This is a genomic window from Arenibacter sp. F20364, from assembly GCF_023015905.1.
Taxonomy (GTDB): Bacteria; Bacteroidota; Bacteroidia; order Flavobacteriales; family Flavobacteriaceae; genus Arenibacter.
Genome location: NZ_JALKBD010000003.1, coordinates 152,327 through 169,788, shown reverse-complemented (window position 1 = coordinate 169,788; position 17,462 = coordinate 152,327). Strand labels below are relative to the sequence as shown.

General features: G+C 40.3%; 12 protein-coding genes. 9 read left to right on the top strand and 3 right to left on the bottom strand.

From position 1 onward, the window contains the following. Window positions 1-6: 6 nt before the first annotated feature. From MWU84_RS03375 to MWU84_RS03365, 3 genes are read right to left on the bottom strand one after another with little or no spacing between them, the layout of a single operon-like run. The gene (locus tag MWU84_RS03375; protein WP_246898247.1) at window positions 7-2,448 is read right to left on the bottom strand and encodes an alpha-glucuronidase family glycosyl hydrolase; all 2,442 of its coding nucleotides are present in this window, start codon (window positions 2,446-2,448) and stop codon (window positions 7-9) included. A gap of 56 nt (window positions 2,449-2,504) precedes the next feature. Continuing rightward, a complete protein-coding gene (locus tag MWU84_RS03370) occupies window positions 2,505-3,317 on the bottom strand; it encodes an aldolase/citrate lyase family protein (protein WP_246898244.1) in 813 nt (270 codons plus the stop codon). A gap of 39 nt (window positions 3,318-3,356) precedes the next feature. Further along, the gene (locus tag MWU84_RS03365; protein WP_246898242.1) at window positions 3,357-4,322 is read right to left on the bottom strand and encodes a D-2-hydroxyacid dehydrogenase; all 966 of its coding nucleotides are present in this window, start codon (window positions 4,320-4,322) and stop codon (window positions 3,357-3,359) included. A 535-nt stretch (window positions 4,323-4,857) separates the two neighbouring features. Between MWU84_RS03365 and MWU84_RS03360 the strand changes: the two genes are divergently transcribed. The 9 genes from MWU84_RS03360 to MWU84_RS03320 all read left to right on the top strand — a co-directional run bounded on the left by MWU84_RS03360 (window position 4,858) and on the right by MWU84_RS03320 (window position 17,435). Beyond that, entirely contained in the window at window positions 4,858-5,529 is a 672-nt protein-coding gene (locus tag MWU84_RS03360; protein ID WP_246898240.1) for a TetR/AcrR family transcriptional regulator, read from the top strand. Between the two features lie 4 nt (window positions 5,530-5,533). Then, window positions 5,534-7,201, top strand: coding sequence for an ATP-binding cassette domain-containing protein (locus MWU84_RS03355; protein ID WP_246898238.1), 1,668 nt, complete (start codon window positions 5,534-5,536; stop codon window positions 7,199-7,201). Window positions 7,202-7,207: 6 nt separating this feature from the next. After that, the gene (locus tag MWU84_RS03350; protein WP_246898236.1) at window positions 7,208-8,557 is read left to right on the top strand and encodes an HlyD family efflux transporter periplasmic adaptor subunit; all 1,350 of its coding nucleotides are present in this window, start codon (window positions 7,208-7,210) and stop codon (window positions 8,555-8,557) included. Continuing rightward, entirely contained in the window at window positions 8,554-9,960 is a 1,407-nt protein-coding gene (locus tag MWU84_RS03345) for a TolC family protein (protein WP_246898233.1), read from the top strand. Before MWU84_RS03350 ends, MWU84_RS03345 begins: the two co-directional genes overlap by 4 nt. A 446-nt stretch (window positions 9,961-10,406) precedes the next feature. Beyond that, the gene (locus MWU84_RS03340) at window positions 10,407-11,225 is read left to right on the top strand and encodes an alpha/beta hydrolase (RefSeq protein ID WP_246898231.1); all 819 of its coding nucleotides are present in this window, start codon (window positions 10,407-10,409) and stop codon (window positions 11,223-11,225) included. A 109-nt stretch (window positions 11,226-11,334) separates the two neighbouring features. Further along, window positions 11,335-12,474, top strand: coding sequence for a glycerate kinase (locus MWU84_RS03335; RefSeq protein WP_246898228.1), 1,140 nt, complete (start codon window positions 11,335-11,337; stop codon window positions 12,472-12,474). A 261-nt stretch (window positions 12,475-12,735) separates the two neighbouring features. Then, window positions 12,736-13,596 (top strand): phosphoenolpyruvate hydrolase family protein, encoded by an 861-nt coding sequence (locus tag MWU84_RS03330; protein ID WP_246898227.1) that lies wholly within the window; start codon window positions 12,736-12,738, stop codon window positions 13,594-13,596. Window positions 13,597-13,603: 7 nt separating this feature from the next. Continuing rightward, window positions 13,604-14,014 (top strand): cupin domain-containing protein, encoded by a 411-nt coding sequence (locus MWU84_RS03325; RefSeq protein ID WP_246898225.1) that lies wholly within the window; start codon window positions 13,604-13,606, stop codon window positions 14,012-14,014. 76 nt (window positions 14,015-14,090) lie between these two features. Beyond that, window positions 14,091-17,435, top strand: a complete 3,345-nt coding sequence (locus tag MWU84_RS03320) for a PVC-type heme-binding CxxCH protein (RefSeq protein WP_246898222.1) — start codon at window positions 14,091-14,093, stop codon at window positions 17,433-17,435. Window positions 17,436-17,462 lie beyond the last annotated feature (27 nt).

Here is a 17,462-nt window from a genome sequence, read left to right as displayed (position 1 = left end):
GGCTCTTTATTTTTTTAATTCATTTTGATTAATTATCCATATTTCGGAAACCTGAGATCCTCGTTCGCCTTCACCACAGCTCCATTCCAATTCCAAAACTCCGTCCTGTAGTGCAGCAGAAGGAACCTGAAATTCATATAGGGGTTGGTTGCCGGTGGTAATGAAGTCGTGCACAAGAATATTCTCTGTCATCAATTTAATTTTTGAACGAAATCGCCCTGTATAGCCCACCCTAATAATATAGGAACCGTTGGGGTCTAAATCCGGGTAAACCATTTTTAAAGGCTCGTCATACAAGGCCGTAACTTGGTTCATCCAAGATAATGGAGTTGTATGCCCGTCAAAGCCTACGGCCGTTATTTCGTGTACCCATTCTTCCCCTCTTAGACCTACGCCAAAACTGACCCTTGGAGATTTTAATCCTCCCGGATCTTCTTTGTAGCTATAATTGGAAACTACCCTGTTCCAACTTCTCGGTGTTCCAAAATTGTCGTAATAACCCCCAGGTCCAGGGTTGTTCCGATTCAATAAATTCTCTATTGCCAACAATTTATCAGAGTCACTTCCATTTTTTTCAATAATGGAAAGTTGATCTACTAGCCACATACCATCATTCAAGGGTACATCTATATTGTCGATAAAATTTCCGCGACCACTTGCGGCAAAATGCTTTTTCACGGTCAATTGCGCACCTATACTTTCAAACAAGTCATCCGCCAAGGTTAAACATCTATCTTTCCAATGAGTCATATTGGGCTGCTGCTTTGCCTTATATAAAATTGCTTTGGCAACTTCTATGGTCTTAATTGGCCCCAAGGTTTTGGCTGCTGATAATATTTCCCGGGCCTTCTGTTCCAATTCGGTCTCATACATCAATCTTCTATATTGATAGGCGTCGAAATAGGCCCTTATAAGTCCCATTTGAAAACGGAAATTACTCAATACTTCCTTGGAGGCATGCACTTCCATGTCTTGCCACTGCCGCAGGGTTCTTAGTACGCCATCGTTATTCAGCAGGGGACCTTGAAGGTTCTTTTCCAAGGCCATTAAACCTTGGGAAACAGTTTCGGTATATTGGGGTCCAATAAAATAACGTGAATAATCGCGTAAGGTTTCCATAACGGGGGTTTCCGGATCCCAATCCTGATCGCTCCATATCATTTTATTTACATCGTCGTTGGTACCTTCCGAATAACTAATACTTCCTTGCGCATATTGGTCGAAGGCATTATGGATTATTTTTTGGTCTTGTGGGCGAGGATTGATAGATTCTCTCCCCAAGGTGATTGCATATGCTAAATCCCAATGGGGAATAGGGTATTGACTGCTTAAATTATGGGTAATATCTGGATATCTTCTAATAGGAATGCCAGGTTTCAAACGTTCGGTTATGTCTTTTAAGGGAGTTTTTATCCATGGCCCAAAGACGATTCCCCCAAACCAGGAGTATTCTTTGTTGACGTGATCATAAAAGTTATCGAACCAGGCTTTTGTAGGTCTAAAAACCTGTGGGGAAACCCAAATTTTGGCGTTTGGATGGTACTCCCGCAGCAGTTCGGCTTCCTTTTCAAGCCAATTGAACAATTCGTCCGGCTCCAAGTCTCCGGGATCCCCACCAGGGACAAATAGGGCATCCAATTTTGGAACGGCTTTAAATACTTGGCGCCTTTCCTCAATTTCTACCTTTAGGGAGTCCGGATGGCTGTAGTCCGACCCCAAATTAGGATACCACATCCAAACATCCATGCCATAGCGATTACAGATTTTGGATTGCTCCAAAATCATATCAATGGCTGGGATTTTCATATGAACATTTGTAAAGTCATCATCGGTACGTGGGGGCATTATTTCAATGCTATTTGCACCGAAAATTGCCAGATCACGTATATAACCATCAAATTGCTCCACAGAAAAAGCGTCATAGGCATTGGTCTTTGGTCGGTACCCCAATTGGTGACCCCGAATTGGAAACGCTGGACTTGAAGCGATGTTGGTATCAAGTGGCAGTAGAATCCGGCCTTGGGTCATTTGAAGTTTCCTTAAAAGTTTTCCAACACCATATAGCACACCCCTAGAATCGTTGCCCAGCACTAGGACGACATTGTTTTTCGGAACCACTGCTATTTTATAGCCTTCAGTCATTATTTCTGGCATCGTAGCCAAAAGTTGCTGATATTCGGCCGGAAATTTATCCAGACCTTTTTCAAGTCCAACCACTATTGCGCTATGGGACCGTTTTGGAAATCTACTCCCCTTGGCAAGCAAAATATTACTTCTTTTAGCAACTTCCTCCTGCAAAACGGTAATAGCAGTCATGACCAGAGGGTCATTTTTTCCCAGGCAGATTATTTCTGACCTGCTCAAATCGATCATTTGCCCAAATAGGACCGAAGAATTATAGGTTATCAGTAAAATTAAAATCAAGGAATGTTTAAAGATTCTATTCATATTGATTATTGGAATTACCTAATAATGAGTTATTTTGAAACCTTTTATCCCTCAATTTAAATAACCAACTCGCTTCCATCGGACAAATTTTGTCTTTCACCTACAGCTGCCTTAATACTATTAAGATCTTCAGAGAGTTTTTGACTAAAAAGTCGCATATCAGAGCTGTGCAGCACAATATTGGCACCTTCCCTGATCCATTTTATCTGGTATTGGGCATGGGCAGGAAAATGAATTCCGGCGGCAAGACCTTTAGCTCTTGCTTTGTGTATAATTTCCTTTACAGTGTTTTCAAATTCGGGATGATCGTATTGTTCCGGTAGCCCCATATTTATGGAAAGATCATGAGGGCCTATAACGATGCCATCCAATCCAGGGACACTCAATAGGTCATCCAATCTTCCAACTGCTACCGTACTCTCGATGTTTATCAAACACAAACTACCCTGATTGAAGTTTTCCAGATAGGTTCTTAATTCAGGCGATAAATCTTCCTTCCCACTAAGCACACTTTGAAGTCGCTCTCCTTTCAAGGGCCTAAACTTGGTGGCACCCACCAACTGCTGTACCTGACCTGTAGTTTCGATGTATGGGGCAAGGACTCCAACGGCACCGGCATCTTTTGCCATACAGGCCGCATTGGGATCAGGACTTGGTATACGAACAATAGGAGCCATTCCATGAGCCGTGTACACCTGGCATAGAAAAGAAAGTTCGGTTCTATCCATGGGAATGTGCTCCGTGTCCAAGAAGACAAAATCCAGTCCAGTGCCCTTTACCACCTTTGACCAAATAGGGGAGGTAGATAGAATACAAGTCCCGTAGATATTATGGTTGTTACTTAGTTTTTGTTTGAGATCAAAAGGCATTGGTCAAAATTTTTGTGTTTCGTGTAAGCCAATATGAGGTTAGCTATTCACCATATTGATGGGGTTTCCCTTTAAAAAAGCTTGTAAATTTTCAAGGGCCGTATTCAACAACCTGCTCCTTGACTCCTTTGGCGCCCAAGCGATGTGGGGCGTTATAATACAGTTCTTGGCCTTTAATAGTGGATTGTCCTGGTCTATGGGTTCTTTGGAAACAACATCTACCGCGGCCCAGGCAATTTTGCCATTATCCAGGGCGTCCTTCATGTCGTTCTCAACGATCAATTGACCACGAGAAGTATTGATGATCATTACTCCATCCTTCATTTTGGAAATGTTGGAAGCATTAATAATGCCTTCGGTTTCAGGAGTTAATGGGCAATGTAGGCTTATTATATCGGATTTGGCCAAGAGTTCATCCAAATCCACTTGTTTACAACTACTGCTTTCCAATTCCAGTTTCTTTCTACTACCAGCAGTCAAAATATTCATGCCAAATGCTTGGGCCAATTTGGCGGTTGCTTGCCCTATCCTCCCAAAACCAAAAATACCCATAGTTTTGCCATCCAATTCGATTAGCGGATAGTTCCAAAAACAAAAATCCTTGCTTGCTGACCATTCCCCTTGTTTTACAGATCGATTATGTTCCCCAACATGATGACACATTTCCAGTAGCAGGGCAAGGGTCATTTGTGCAACTGCAGTAGTGCCGTAGCTAGGCACATTAGTAACCACAATATCCAATTTTTTTGCAGCCATAACATCAACTACGTTAAAACCAGTGGCCAGTACCCCAATATATTTTAACGCTGTTGCCTTTTCCAATACCTCTTTTGGCAAGGGCGTTTTATTGGTAAACACAATTTCGGCCTCGCCTATAGCTTTAATTATTGTGTCATTATTATATTCGGTTCTATCGTATACCTGAACTTCTCCAATATCCTTTAATTTCTCCCAGCTTAAATCACCAGGGTTTAAAGTATATCCGTCTAAGATTACAATTTTCATATTCAATATTATATTTACTTAATTATAGGTTCACACAACTGAATAAAACCGGAATCCCGGTTTCATTTCAAGATAATAATATCCAGTGGATTTCACCTAAGTGTACAAATTAAAATTGAATCAAATAATTAAATTTATAAATTAAATAAATGAATTTAAATCACTGTTTATTAAATATATAGGTAATAATATTTAAAACCAAAATAAAACGATGAACTTTATTGGGCACAAGTGCCCAACTTGCAATAGCTGTCAAAAATCCGTATACAAATATAAGCTGCAACACGGGTGTTTTATACCCTAAATTTTATCCGATTCAGATTATATATTGACTTTGTCTCCCCCTAAATATTTAACTTATGGTATTGTAGAAGTTTCGCAAGACCCCCAGTCCTTCTCTATCCCGGGGATTTAGCACTTAGTTTTTACTAAAAGGGATTTATTGAAAGTATTACTTTTGTTAATAGATAGTTAAACTATTATTATTTGATAGTAATACTATTATATTTGCGTGTAATTTTATAAAATTATAGTTATGGAGCGCCTGTTAAAAACGATGAAGATTGGAATTAATGAAAAAATCTATTTAAAAGATCCAGAATCGTCCGATTTAGGGAAACGCATCTTGGAGCATAGTATAAACCTTATAAATGAGATAGGTTTTGAAAATTTTACATTCAGAAAGTTGGGGACACTCATTGGCTCTAATGAAAGTTCCATATACCGTTACTTTGAAAACAAACACAAACTACTACTATATCTTTCTTCATGGTACTGGGGCTGGCTGGAATACCAATTGGTTTTAGCAACCAATGCCATTACCAACCCCTCGGAAAAACTAAAAAAGACAATTGAAATATTCACAAAAAAAACAGAAATAGATTCGTCTTTCCCCCATATCAATGAGGTGCTGCTTAATAGAATTATCATTAATGAATACTCAAAATCCTATTTGACCAAAGAAGTAGAGCAAGAGAATAAGGATGGCTATTTTGAAATATATAAAAGACTTATAGAACGTATTAGTCAAATGATCACTAATGTAAATGCAGATTATAAATATCCAGCTAGTTTGGCCAGTACTATTTTGGAGGGATCGTTCCATCAGTATTTTCTCCAAGAACATTTTCCTTCCCTGACCAATTGCGATGAAAATAACACTCCATCAGCATACTTTAATGATCTTGTTTTTAAATCCTTAAAATAAAATTATGCCTAAAAATGTTTTAACGGCCTGGCAAAGGCTAATGGGGCTACTGCAGTTGGACAGGAGGGATGTATTGCAAACCTTTTATTATGCCATTTTTGCTGGCTTGGTAAATCTTTCACTACCGCTAGGAATACAGGCCATAATTAATTTACTGCAAGGAGCACAAATCAGCACCTCTTGGATAATTTTGGTCACCTTGGTTACCGGTGGAGTAGCTTTTGCGGGTATTTTGCAATTAATGCAGATAAGGATCATCGAGAACTTGCAGCAAAAAATATTTACACGATCTTCCTTTGAATTTACTTATCGTTTTCCAAAAATTAAAATGAATGTACTAAGGGACTTTTATCCCCCTGAATTGGCCAATCGTTTTTTTGACACCCTAAATGTTCAAAAAGGCTTGGCGAAGATTTTGATAGATTTCCCCGGGGCACTTTTGCAAATTGTTTTTGGTCTAATATTATTGTCTTTTTATCATCCCTTTTTTATCATTTATGGGCTGCTATTAATATTATTGATTTATGTCGTCTTCAAGTTCACTGTTCAGAAAGGGTTGGAAACCAGTATGGACGAGTCCAAAAGTAAATACAAAGTGGCGCATTGGATTCAAGAAGTGGCACGTTCCGTTACTAGTTTTAAACTTTCGGGAAAAACCAGTTTGGCCCTCACCAAAAATGATAAATTGGTAGATAAATATTTGGTGGCCCGTGAGAGTCATTTTAGAATTTTGGTCATCCAATTCATCCAAATGATAGGCTTTAAAGTTTTGGTTACGGCCGGACTTTTGCTGATTGGTGGGTTTTTAGTACTCAATCAACAAATAAATATTGGGCAATTTGTAGCGGCCGAAATTATTATTCTTTTGGTCATAAATTCCGTTGAGAAGTTGATACGTGGCTTGGATACCTTCTATGATCTCCTTACTTCCTTGGAAAAATTGGGACAGGTAGTGGATATGGATCTTGAGGAGCAACAGGGAGAGAAGCCACTTTCGGAAGATGGGCCCATAACTATTGAACTAAGCGGTGTATCATATGGTGCTCCTGGAAGCAATAAGAAAATTCTTCAAGATATCAATCTAAGAATAGCACCAAAGGACAGCATCCTTATTTTAGGTGCCAATGGTTCTGGAAAGACTACCTTATTGAGATTAATTTCCGGAATAATCCCTCCCAATTTGGGAAATATATTTGTAAACGATATTTCCTTGATCGGCATGAATATAAACCATTATCGTTCCTTTTTTGGTCAGTCCCTAACCGAAGAAAGTCCGTTTGAAGGTACTATTTTAGAAAACATTACAATGGGGAATAAAAAAGTTTCCCAAAGGGACCTTTACTGGGCACTGGAAAACGTAGGGTTGCTTCAATTTATTAAAGACCAGCCCCAAGGATTGAATACGGCACTTTTTCCTGAAGGAAAACAAATTCCCTATACCATTTCCAAGAAAATAATTTTGGCGCGCAGCATAGTAAAAAAACCAAAAATATTGATTTTAAAAGATCCTTTAAATCAATTTGATGAACCTGAGGCCCTAAGAATCATGAACTTCTTGTTGGACAACAATAATCCTTGGGCCTTGGTAGTGGTGAGTCAAAATCCAAAATGGATAAAGCGCTGTAAAAAAATTGTAACCCTGGATCAAGGTAAAATAGTCTCCCAAACATAATCCGATATGCTGAACATTTCCCAAAATAAATTGAACGATAAAGTAGACCTCTCTGGATATAAATCCTTTAGAAGAGTTTTTCACGTTAGACACTATAAACATTTTAATCGTTTTTTAGTGGCATCGGCGATTTTTGTTATTATCGTACTTTTTTTGCCTTGGACACAGAATGTTAGGGGCAATGGATTTTTAACAACACTGAGCCTGGATCAAAGACCTCAGACTATACAGTCGCCCATACCCGGCAGAATAGAAAAATGGTTTGTAAAAGAGGGTGATTTTGTAGAAAAGGGCGATACCATTTTATTTATTTCAGAGATTAAGAATGAGTACTTCGATCCCAATTTAGTCTCTAGGACAGGACAGCAGATTACGGCTAAGAGCAAAGCAGTTTCTTCTTATGAAGGAAAGGTCAAGGTGTTAAATACCCAAATAAAAGCTTTGGAGAATGAGAGGGGATTCAAGTTAAAACAGGCCAAGAACAAACTAATGCAATCTGGATTAAAGGTTGAGAGTGATAGTATTGATTTGGAAGCTGCCAAGACCAACATCAGTATTGCGCAAACACAATATGACCGTATAGAACAGTTGGCAAAGGAGGGCTTAAAGGCCATTACGGATGTGGAGGAAAAGAGACTAAAATTGCAGGAGTCCCAGGCCAAATTAATTTCTCAACGGAATAAATTACTTACTGCCCGAAATGAAATAATCAATGCTGAAGTGGAAATCAATAGGATTGAAGCGGAATATGCTGATAAGATCTCCAAAGCCCAAAGTGATATGTTCACCGCACAGTCCAATCAGTACGATTCCGAGGCCCAGGTTTCAAAATTGGAAAATGAGTATACCAATTACGAAATGCGGAATAGTCTGTATTATGTCAAAGCGCCTCAAAGTGGATATATAAATAAGGCCATTCAAGGAGGTTTGGGGGAGACCATCAAGGAAGGAGATCGTTTGGTAGGGATAATGCCCAGTAATTACGATATGGCTGTAGAAACCTATGTTGCTCCATTGGATCTACCTTTGATCCATGTAGGTGAAAAGTTTAGGATACAGTTTGATGGCTGGCCGGCAATTGTCTTTAGTGGCTGGCCCAATGTCTCCTATGGTACCTACGGGGGTACCGTGGTTGCCATAGAAACTTTCATCAGTGAAAACGGCAAATACCGTGTTTTGTTGGCGCCTGACAAAAATGACATACCGTGGCCAAAAGACATCCGCGTGGGATCTGGTGCCAACACCATTGCATTACTTGAGGATGTTCCAATTTGGTATGAATTATGGCGACAGTTGAACGGCTTTCCACCTAATTACTATCAGCCCACAAAGACAGTACTAAAAGAAGAGAAATGATAAATAGATTATTCTTGTTCTTATTAATATTTACAATATCCTTTGCACAGGCCCAGCAAACGGATCCCGCCGTCCTTGACTTCAAGGAATTTTTGGGGTACATAAAAAAATATCACCCTATAGCAAAGCAGGCGGAACTTAAAATTGACGAAGCTCAGGCCAATTTAATGAAATCCAGGGGTGGGTTTGATCCCAAGATAGAAGTGGATTACGACCTAAAGGAATTTAAAGGAACCGAGTACTACGAAAGATTCAACGCTACTTTCAAGGTCCCAACCTGGTATGGGATAGAATTAAAGGCCAATTTTGAACAGAATGATGGAGTGTATTTAAATCCCTCGGAAAATTTACCGGAGGATGGATTATATAGCGCCGGAGTATCCTTTTCTCTTGGGCAGGGACTATGGATAAATGATAGAATGGCAACCTTAAAAAGTGCCAAACTTTTTAGGGATCAGAATAGGGCCGAAAGGGATATTCTGGTCAACGAGGTATTGTACAACGCTTCCCTTGCGTACTTCAATTGGTTGCAAACCTATAGGGACAAGGAAATTTATGATAGATTTTTGGCCAATGCACAGGAACGCTTCAAAGGGGTACGGCAGAACGCCATAGCAGGGGTCATCCCCTCGATCGATACCCTTGAGGCCAAGATCATTGTCCAGGATCGGGCCTTGAATTTGGAGCAGGCCAAGGTTAATTTATCCAACAAGGCTTTGTTACTGTCTAATTTTCTATGGACCAACAACAACATTCCAATAGAGATACAACCCAATGTAATTCCCGATATTAACACGGAAAGGGATATAGATGTTACCTTGGAAATTTTGGGAAAGCCCTTGGACAGTTTTGCCCTTGCCGATCATCCTAAACTGAAAGCCTTGGACTATAAAATAGAAAGTTTAAAAATTGATAGACGTTTAAAAAGTAATAAACTGTTGCCTAAAATAGATTTAGAATACAATTTCTTGACGGAAAATCCAGATTATTTCAATTCCTTTGGGAATCAACAGTACAAAGGTGGCATTAACTTTCAACTACCCTTATTTTTGCGAAAGGAACGAGGCAATCTTAAGTTAGCGGACTATAAATTGCAGGATGCCCAATTGGAAGCTACCAATACTGCTGTACAGATAAGAAATAATATTCTTGCCATTTACAAGGAACTAGATTCTTTTGATACCCAAACGAGCCTCGTAGAAAGCATGGTACAGGATTACCGCCTACTGTTTTTTGCAGAGGAAAGAAAGTTCAGTTTCGGAGAAAGTTCTTTGTTTCTAGTTAATTCGAGGGAAAGAAAACTTCTGGAAGTTGAATTGAAAAAAAATCTCATTCAAAATAAATTCAGTATCGCCAAAGCCAAGCTATTTAAAAGCCTGGCCATTAATCCTATTGATTTGTAGTCGCACTTACGATAACATCTTTTGCGGTCAAGTCCTACCCAATATTTTTTACAGCTTGTCTAAAAAGCAAACGAATTATGTGCAGTCACTTCGAAGACTACCGTTACTTTACTATTTAACTAGTTTAAAAAATTTTTTGATACAACAAGGAAATATAATCCTATCGATAATTGGCTATTTCGAAAATCTTTTAATTCAAAACAAAGGACAGGATAATAAAATTACTTGATAATCGAGTTTAAAACATGCCTGCCGAAGGCAGGTACTCCTAAGCTTGCCCCGAGGTAGTTTACTAGGCAATAAACCTCGAATATAATGTACTGTATCCAAAATTTATTTGAAGGATGGAGGGAATAAAGATTATTATGATAATTTTATTTAATCTGTTTTTAAGATATTAGAGGAATATTCATAACCATATAACCAACTTAAAATCCAATTCAACCATGAAAAAGCTACTTACTTTTGTGCTTTTGGCTGCTTTGCCTATATACGTCCAAGGTCAGGTCCTAAGCTATAAATTAAAGGAAAATGTCTATTACTACGATTCCAGTACTTCCAAACGGACTGATTATATGCAAGAAAAAAACCTTTTGGATATCTATTATCCGGAGGTCGATTACAAGGTCCCCGTGGTTATCTGGTTTCATGGAGGGGGGTTGACCGGAGGCCAAAAAGAAATTCCGTCAGCTCTGAAAAATAAAGGGTTCTGTGTGGTTGGAGTAGGGTATAGGCTTTCCCCAAATGTAAAGGCTGAAACCTGTATTGCCGATGCCACGGCAGCCATAGCATGGGTCTTTAAAAACATTGACAAATATAATGGAGATTCCAATGAAATATTTGTCTCAGGACATTCAGCAGGTGGTTACTTGGCTTTAATGGCCGTTATGGACAAAAGTTGGTTAAAGAAATACAATTTGGATTCCGATCAGGTGGCTGGACTAGTCCCTTTTAGTGGCCATACCATAACCCATTTTACTATAAGAAAGGAACAAGGTATTCCCGGAGAGCAGCCTATAATAGACGAATGGGCGCCATTATTCCACGTACGCCAAAATGCACCACCCACCTTGTTGATTACGGGCGATCGTGAAAAGGAGATGCTGGGGCGATATGAGGAAAATGCCTATTTCTATAGAATGATGAAGGTTAGCGGACACGCAGATATTACCCTATATGAAATGGACGGTTATGGTCATGGCATGACCGAACCAGCCTTTCCTTTGTTGGTAGATTTTGTGCGTTCGAAATCGAAGGTAAACTAGCAAGACATTACCCTTCTTAAAATAGATTAAATTATTAGCGACGGATTATTTTGTATTTTAATCGAATGTAATAACAAGTCAAAAAAATAACCAGACCAAACCACTATAAATGAATATAGTTATTGCCCCAGATTCCTTCAAGGAATGCTTATCGGCCCGAGAAGTGGCGGCAAATATTGCCATAGGAGTCCGTAAGGTATTGCCTGCTGCAACAATTCATGAAATTCCTATTTCGGATGGTGGGGAAGGAGTACTTGAAACACTTTTGAACGGAGTTGGTGGCCATAGGCTTTCTGTTACTGTAATGGATCCACTCATGAGGCCAATAACGGCCGAATACGGAATATTAGACGATAATAAAACAGCTGTTATCGAGATGGCCAAGGCTTCTGGTTTGGAATTGTTAATGGAGCAGGAAAAGAACCCTTTACTATCCACAACATTTGGTACGGGACAATTAATTCAGGATGCCCTTAATCAAGGCTGTACTAAGATCATTATCGGCATTGGCGGTAGTGCTACCAACGATGGTGGCGCTGGAATGGTCAGGGCATTGGGCGCCAAATTTATGAACGATAAGGGAGAGGAAATTAAAGAGGGTGGTGGGAGTTTAAATGAGTTATACAGGATAGACCTGACCAATTTTGACAAGAGGATTCAAAATTGTGAGGTGATCGTGGCCTGTGATGTTTCCAATCCCCTTACAGGTGTGCATGGTGCATCCATGGTCTATGGTGGTCAAAAAGGCGGGAGTAGGAAAGATTTGGAATTTTTGGATAGCAACCTGGCCCATTATGCCAAAACAATTAAGTCTACCCTTGATATAGACATATCTTCCATTCCTGGAGCAGGAGCAGCCGGTGGCACAGGTGCGGGATTAATGGCTTTTTTAAATGGAGAACTGGTAAACGGAATAGAATTAATACTTCAGACCTTAAGAATAGAGGAAATTATAAAACAGGCCGACCTAGTCTTTACCGGTGAAGGAAAGATAGATGAGCAAACGCTTCATGGCAAAACAATATCTGGCATTGCTTCAATGGCAAAAAAGTACGAAGTGCCGGTGATAGTAGTAACCGGAAAAATTGGAGAGGGTATCGAAGATATATACAGTATAGGAGTAAGCGCGGTATACTCTATTGTAAATAAACCTATGGAGCTAAAGGAGGCGATAGACCAGGCCCCTTTACTATTACAGGACTGTTCCAAAAATATAATGTTGACTATAAAATGTTTTCATAAAGCTTAAGAGCCAAAGAATTTGAAGGGAATTGCAATGGGTGTGGAATTAATCAATAAATCATTACAAGGAGTTATTCAATTCCATAAAAAGGAACACAAATAAAAATATAAAGGTAATCGAAATTGAGTCCAATATAAATACAGAAGAATTTGCAATACAAGTCAAGAAATCCTTAATGGATATAATCAAAAAATAGGACTTTTCAGATAACTAATTTGTAGTGCAGCAATCAAAAATTAAAAAAGAAATTAATCTAAATAAGCAATTATGCCGAATCCATGGACAGGGAAAGGAAACCCTTACACAAAACAAGAAGTTAGAAATAGATTACAAGCAGTAGTAAATGAAAAAAAAGCAATAATTGCTGCTGGTGCTGGTACAGGGATCAGTGCTAAATTCATTGAAAAAGGAGGGGCTGATCTAATAATAATATACAATTCAGGTAGATTTAGAATGTCCGGACACGGTTCAACCGCTGGGATGATGGCCTATGGGGATGCCAATGCGGTGGCCATGGAAATAGGTGAGTTTGAGGTACTTCCCGTGGTAGAGGAAATCCCTGTTATATGTGGGGTCCATGGTAGCGATCCACGCAGAAGAATGTGGCACTTCTTGGGTAAAGTAAAGGATATGGGATTCTCAGGGGTCAACAATTTCCCAACACATTCCATTATTGATGGCCACTTTAGAAACGTACTGGAAGAAACGGGAATGAGTTTTCAAAAAGAAGTGGAAATGGTGAATTTGGCCACCAAAATGGATCTGTTCTCCGTAGTATATGTGGGTAAGCCGGAAGAGGCCGTACAAATGGCCGATGTGGGTGCCGACGCTATTATAGCACATGTAGGCACAACAGTTGGAGGTTCTATTGGGGTTACCAATGCCACTGCCTCAATGGATGATGCCCTGGAACGCACACAGAAAATTGTTGATGCAGTGAAGAAGTCCAATCCCGATACCTTCTTCCTGGCCCATGGTGGACCTATAAATACCCCGGCAGATGTAAAGTATGTGCTGGAACATTGCAACGGCCTACACGGCTTTGTTGGCGCTTCTTCATTGGAAAGGATGGGGATAGAACAATCATTGACCAATCTTACCAAAGAATTCAAGGCATTAACCCTATAGGTCAGTTATGGAAAGGAATTGGAAATTTGTCAAAGAAAAAGACCAGATGTTCGAAAAGGCCATTGGGCGGGTGCACCATTGGCATTACCATCCCGAAATAATAAAACAGGCCGACTCCTATATGGTAAAGGTGGTGATGCCCCAAGGAGGGGGGCATAATTTTCATGTTCATCCAGAAATGAATGAAATTCTTTATGTTTTAAAAGGTACGGCTGAACAATGGATAGAAGATGAAATGCAGATATTGGAGGAGGGCGACTCCGTTTATATTGGGGCCAATGTAGCCCATGGTACCTTTAACGCAGGACAAGGGAAATTGGAATTCTTGGCCATCTTATCCCCACCCGAAGGTTGGGAAGCTGGAACCGTAGACGTAAGCGGGAATAAGCCTTACTCTGAATATCGTCCCCGGATCTAACTGGACATTTTACACAAGGATTAATAGCTACTTTATAATAAGTTACAAGAAAAACTAAAAAATTAAAATCAGGAGAATGAAAAATATAACGGGTTACATTTCATTAATCTTTTGTGGAATGGTCATTTTATCTAGCTGTTCCGGGGAAAAAGAGCCACCCCCGCCCTTGACCTATACGGGAGAGAACCCAAAGGTCCAGATCCCTTTAAGTCCCGAAGATTCCCAAAAGCACGTGCAGCTCCCTGAAGGTTTTAGCGCTAAATTATATGCGGCGGAACCCAACATTATCAACCCAATAGCTTTTACTTGGGACGAAAGAGGCAGACTTTGGGTGGTACAGTCCCAGGATTACCCACATGGACTTGACAATGATGTTGGAGGTGATAGAATTACAATCTGTGAGGACACCAATGGTGATGGCATGGCGGATACTTTTATCGATTTCGCTACAGAGCAAAATTTGACTACCGGAATTACTTTGGTCAAGGGAGGTGCCATCGTATCACAGGCCCCAAATATGGTCTTTTTGGAAGATGCCGATGGGGATGACAAAATGGATAAAAGTACCGTTCTTTTCGATGGATTCGGAACTTGGGATACACATGCTGGACCATCAAATCTACGATATGGTGTGGACAATATGATTTGGGGCTCCGTTGGTTATTCAGGCTTTGAAAATCAGTTTCAGGGCAAGCCTGTAGAATTTAAGATGGGCGTCTACAAATTTGCCAAGGATGGTTCCTATTTTGAACCTGTAGGGCAATTCAACAACAATACTTGGGGGCTTGGTTTTAACGAGAATTTTGAAATATTTGGATCTACGGCCAATAATAACCACTGTTGTTATGTTGGGATACCTTTAAAACATTACGATTATTTAAATAAACTACCGTCATGGTCCGTAAATGCCGACTTCATCCAGGGGCACTATGAAATTACCCCTGTAGATACCATTCCGTTGCAGCAGGTAGATGTGCGTGGTGGTTATACCGCAGCTGCAGGAGCCAATTTTTATACCGCGCGAAATTATCCCGAGGCCTACCAAAATCAGATGTACGTTTGCGAACCTACCGGACATTTGGTGCACATTGCAAAAATAGTTAGGGATGGGGCAGGGTATAAGGAGGTCGACGGTGGAAATATTTTTGCCAGTACCGATGCCTGGACCGCGCCTGTTTTTGCAGAGACTGGTCCGGATGGAAATATTTGGGTTGCCGATTGGTACAATCCAGTGATTCAGCATAACCCCGATAAACGTGGCATGGACAATCAAATTTGGAATGCCGACAAGGGTGAAGGAAATGCCCATAAGAACCAGCTGAGGGACTATGGACATGGCAGAATTTATATTATTACCCATGAAGATGGGGATGATTCGGATATCACCTCTTTGAACGCCAACGATGATCAAGAATTATTGGAGGCCCTTGAAAGTGATAATATGTTTTGGAGGACTACAGCCCAGCGTTTGATTGTAGAAAACAAGATAGTATCCCTAATACCAGACTTGATCACAATGGCTGGGGACAATAGTAATATTGACAAAAGCGGCCTAAATGCCCCCGCTTTGCATGCCCTGTGGACCTTGAAGGGATTGGGAGCACTAAATGGCTCCAATGCCGAAGCCAACCAAGTTGCTGTTGGCGCATTGAACAGTGGTTCCTATGCCGTAAAACGTGCGGCCCTGACTTTATTGCCTTCAACAAAGGAAAGCAGTGAAAGCCTGGCACAATCAGGACTATTAAATAGTGCCGATCTACATATAAAGCTGGCAGCGGCCTTACGTGCAGGGGAGTTACCGGAATCCAATGCACTATATTCGGAGATAGAAAAATTATCGCAGGACGAAAGCAGTACCTCCGATAAATGGCTCAATGCCGCTATGAAGATTTATTTTAGGGAATCTAACTTTGAAACCGTAGACCCCTCTTCCGTAGTTATGATGGTGCCATCGGCAGAGGAAAAAAAATCCAAATGGAAGTATACTACGGACAAGCCTGCCGACAACTGGGCAAAGTCCGAGTTCAATGACTCTTCATGGAAAACGGGTGCTGCAAAGTTTGGAGGCGATAATATGAAAGAGGTAAATACCTCATGGAGTGGCTCTGATATCTGGATGAGGCAAGAAGTGGTCATAACAGATGAGATTGACGAACCTGTTTTAAAAATTGCACATGATGACGATTATGAAGTTTTTGTGAATGGGCAACTTTTAATTGCCGAAGCCGGTTCCACCGAAACCTATAAATATATAAAGCTCGAAAGTGAAAAGGGACAATTGTTTAAAAAAGGTAAAAATCTTATTGCAGTTCATTGTGTAAACACAGGAGGAAACCAACATATTGATCTGGGAATAGGAAAGGTTGGAAAAATAAAGGCCGATGTTACCTTTGTCCTCAATACCGTTAACCAGGAAATGGCCTATGATAAGAAAACACTGCATGCCACAGCGGGTCAGACGGTAGAAATAGTCTTGAACAATAAGGACCAGATGTCCCATAATTTGGTGGTCATTCAACCTGGTAGTTTGGATACTTTCGGGGCTATGGTAGACGGGTTTTTAAAGAATCCGGAAGCGGAAAAAATGGGGTACATACCCAAATCAAGATACGTCTTGGGATCAACGGATATGTTGACACCAGGTGTTACCGGATCAGTAGTAATTAAACTCCCGGACACTCCAGGCATTTATCCCTATGTCTGTACCTTTCCAGGACATTGGCGCATGATGCAAGGGGAAATTATAGTGACCGCCCCTGGATCCTATATTTCTGAAAATGAAAATGCCGCAAAAATCTCAGTAATGGGTGGGGGAGGCTCCCATGACTTCCTCAAATTTTTTGGAATTGCTGATGGTGAAATCCTAAGTGACGGGGGTGGGAACACCGTTATCTATTCAGAAAATTCCCGGGAATTGGGAACCTTGCTCCCAACTACGGAGGTGCTTTTATTGAGCAATAACAAGCCTTTGGACAAAAACACCAGAAATACTATTATGTCCCGGGTAAACTCGGGTAAAATGAACATGCTCATTTTCCATCCCAGTACTTGGTACAATTGGGAAGATTGGCCGGAATATAACAAAACACTTGTAGGAGGGGGATCAAGATCCCATGAAGATCTTCAAGAATTTGAGGTTCGGGTGGTAAAACCCGATCATCCTTTAATGAAAGGGGTACCCTCTAAATTTAGGATCGTGGATGAATTGTACCGATGGAAGAAGGATCCCGGTGCAGAGATAGAAGTGTTGGCAGTAAGTAGAGGTTTGAAATCAGGGGAAGAATATCCCACAGTTTGGATCGTAAAACATCCCAAGGCAAAAATTGTCGGTAATACCTTAGGTCACGATGAACGGGCGCATGAACATAAAGCATATAAAACCATATTGAGGAATAGTGTGGAGTGGATACTTAAGGAGTAAAGTTATTTAATTGTCAATTTAATAGGT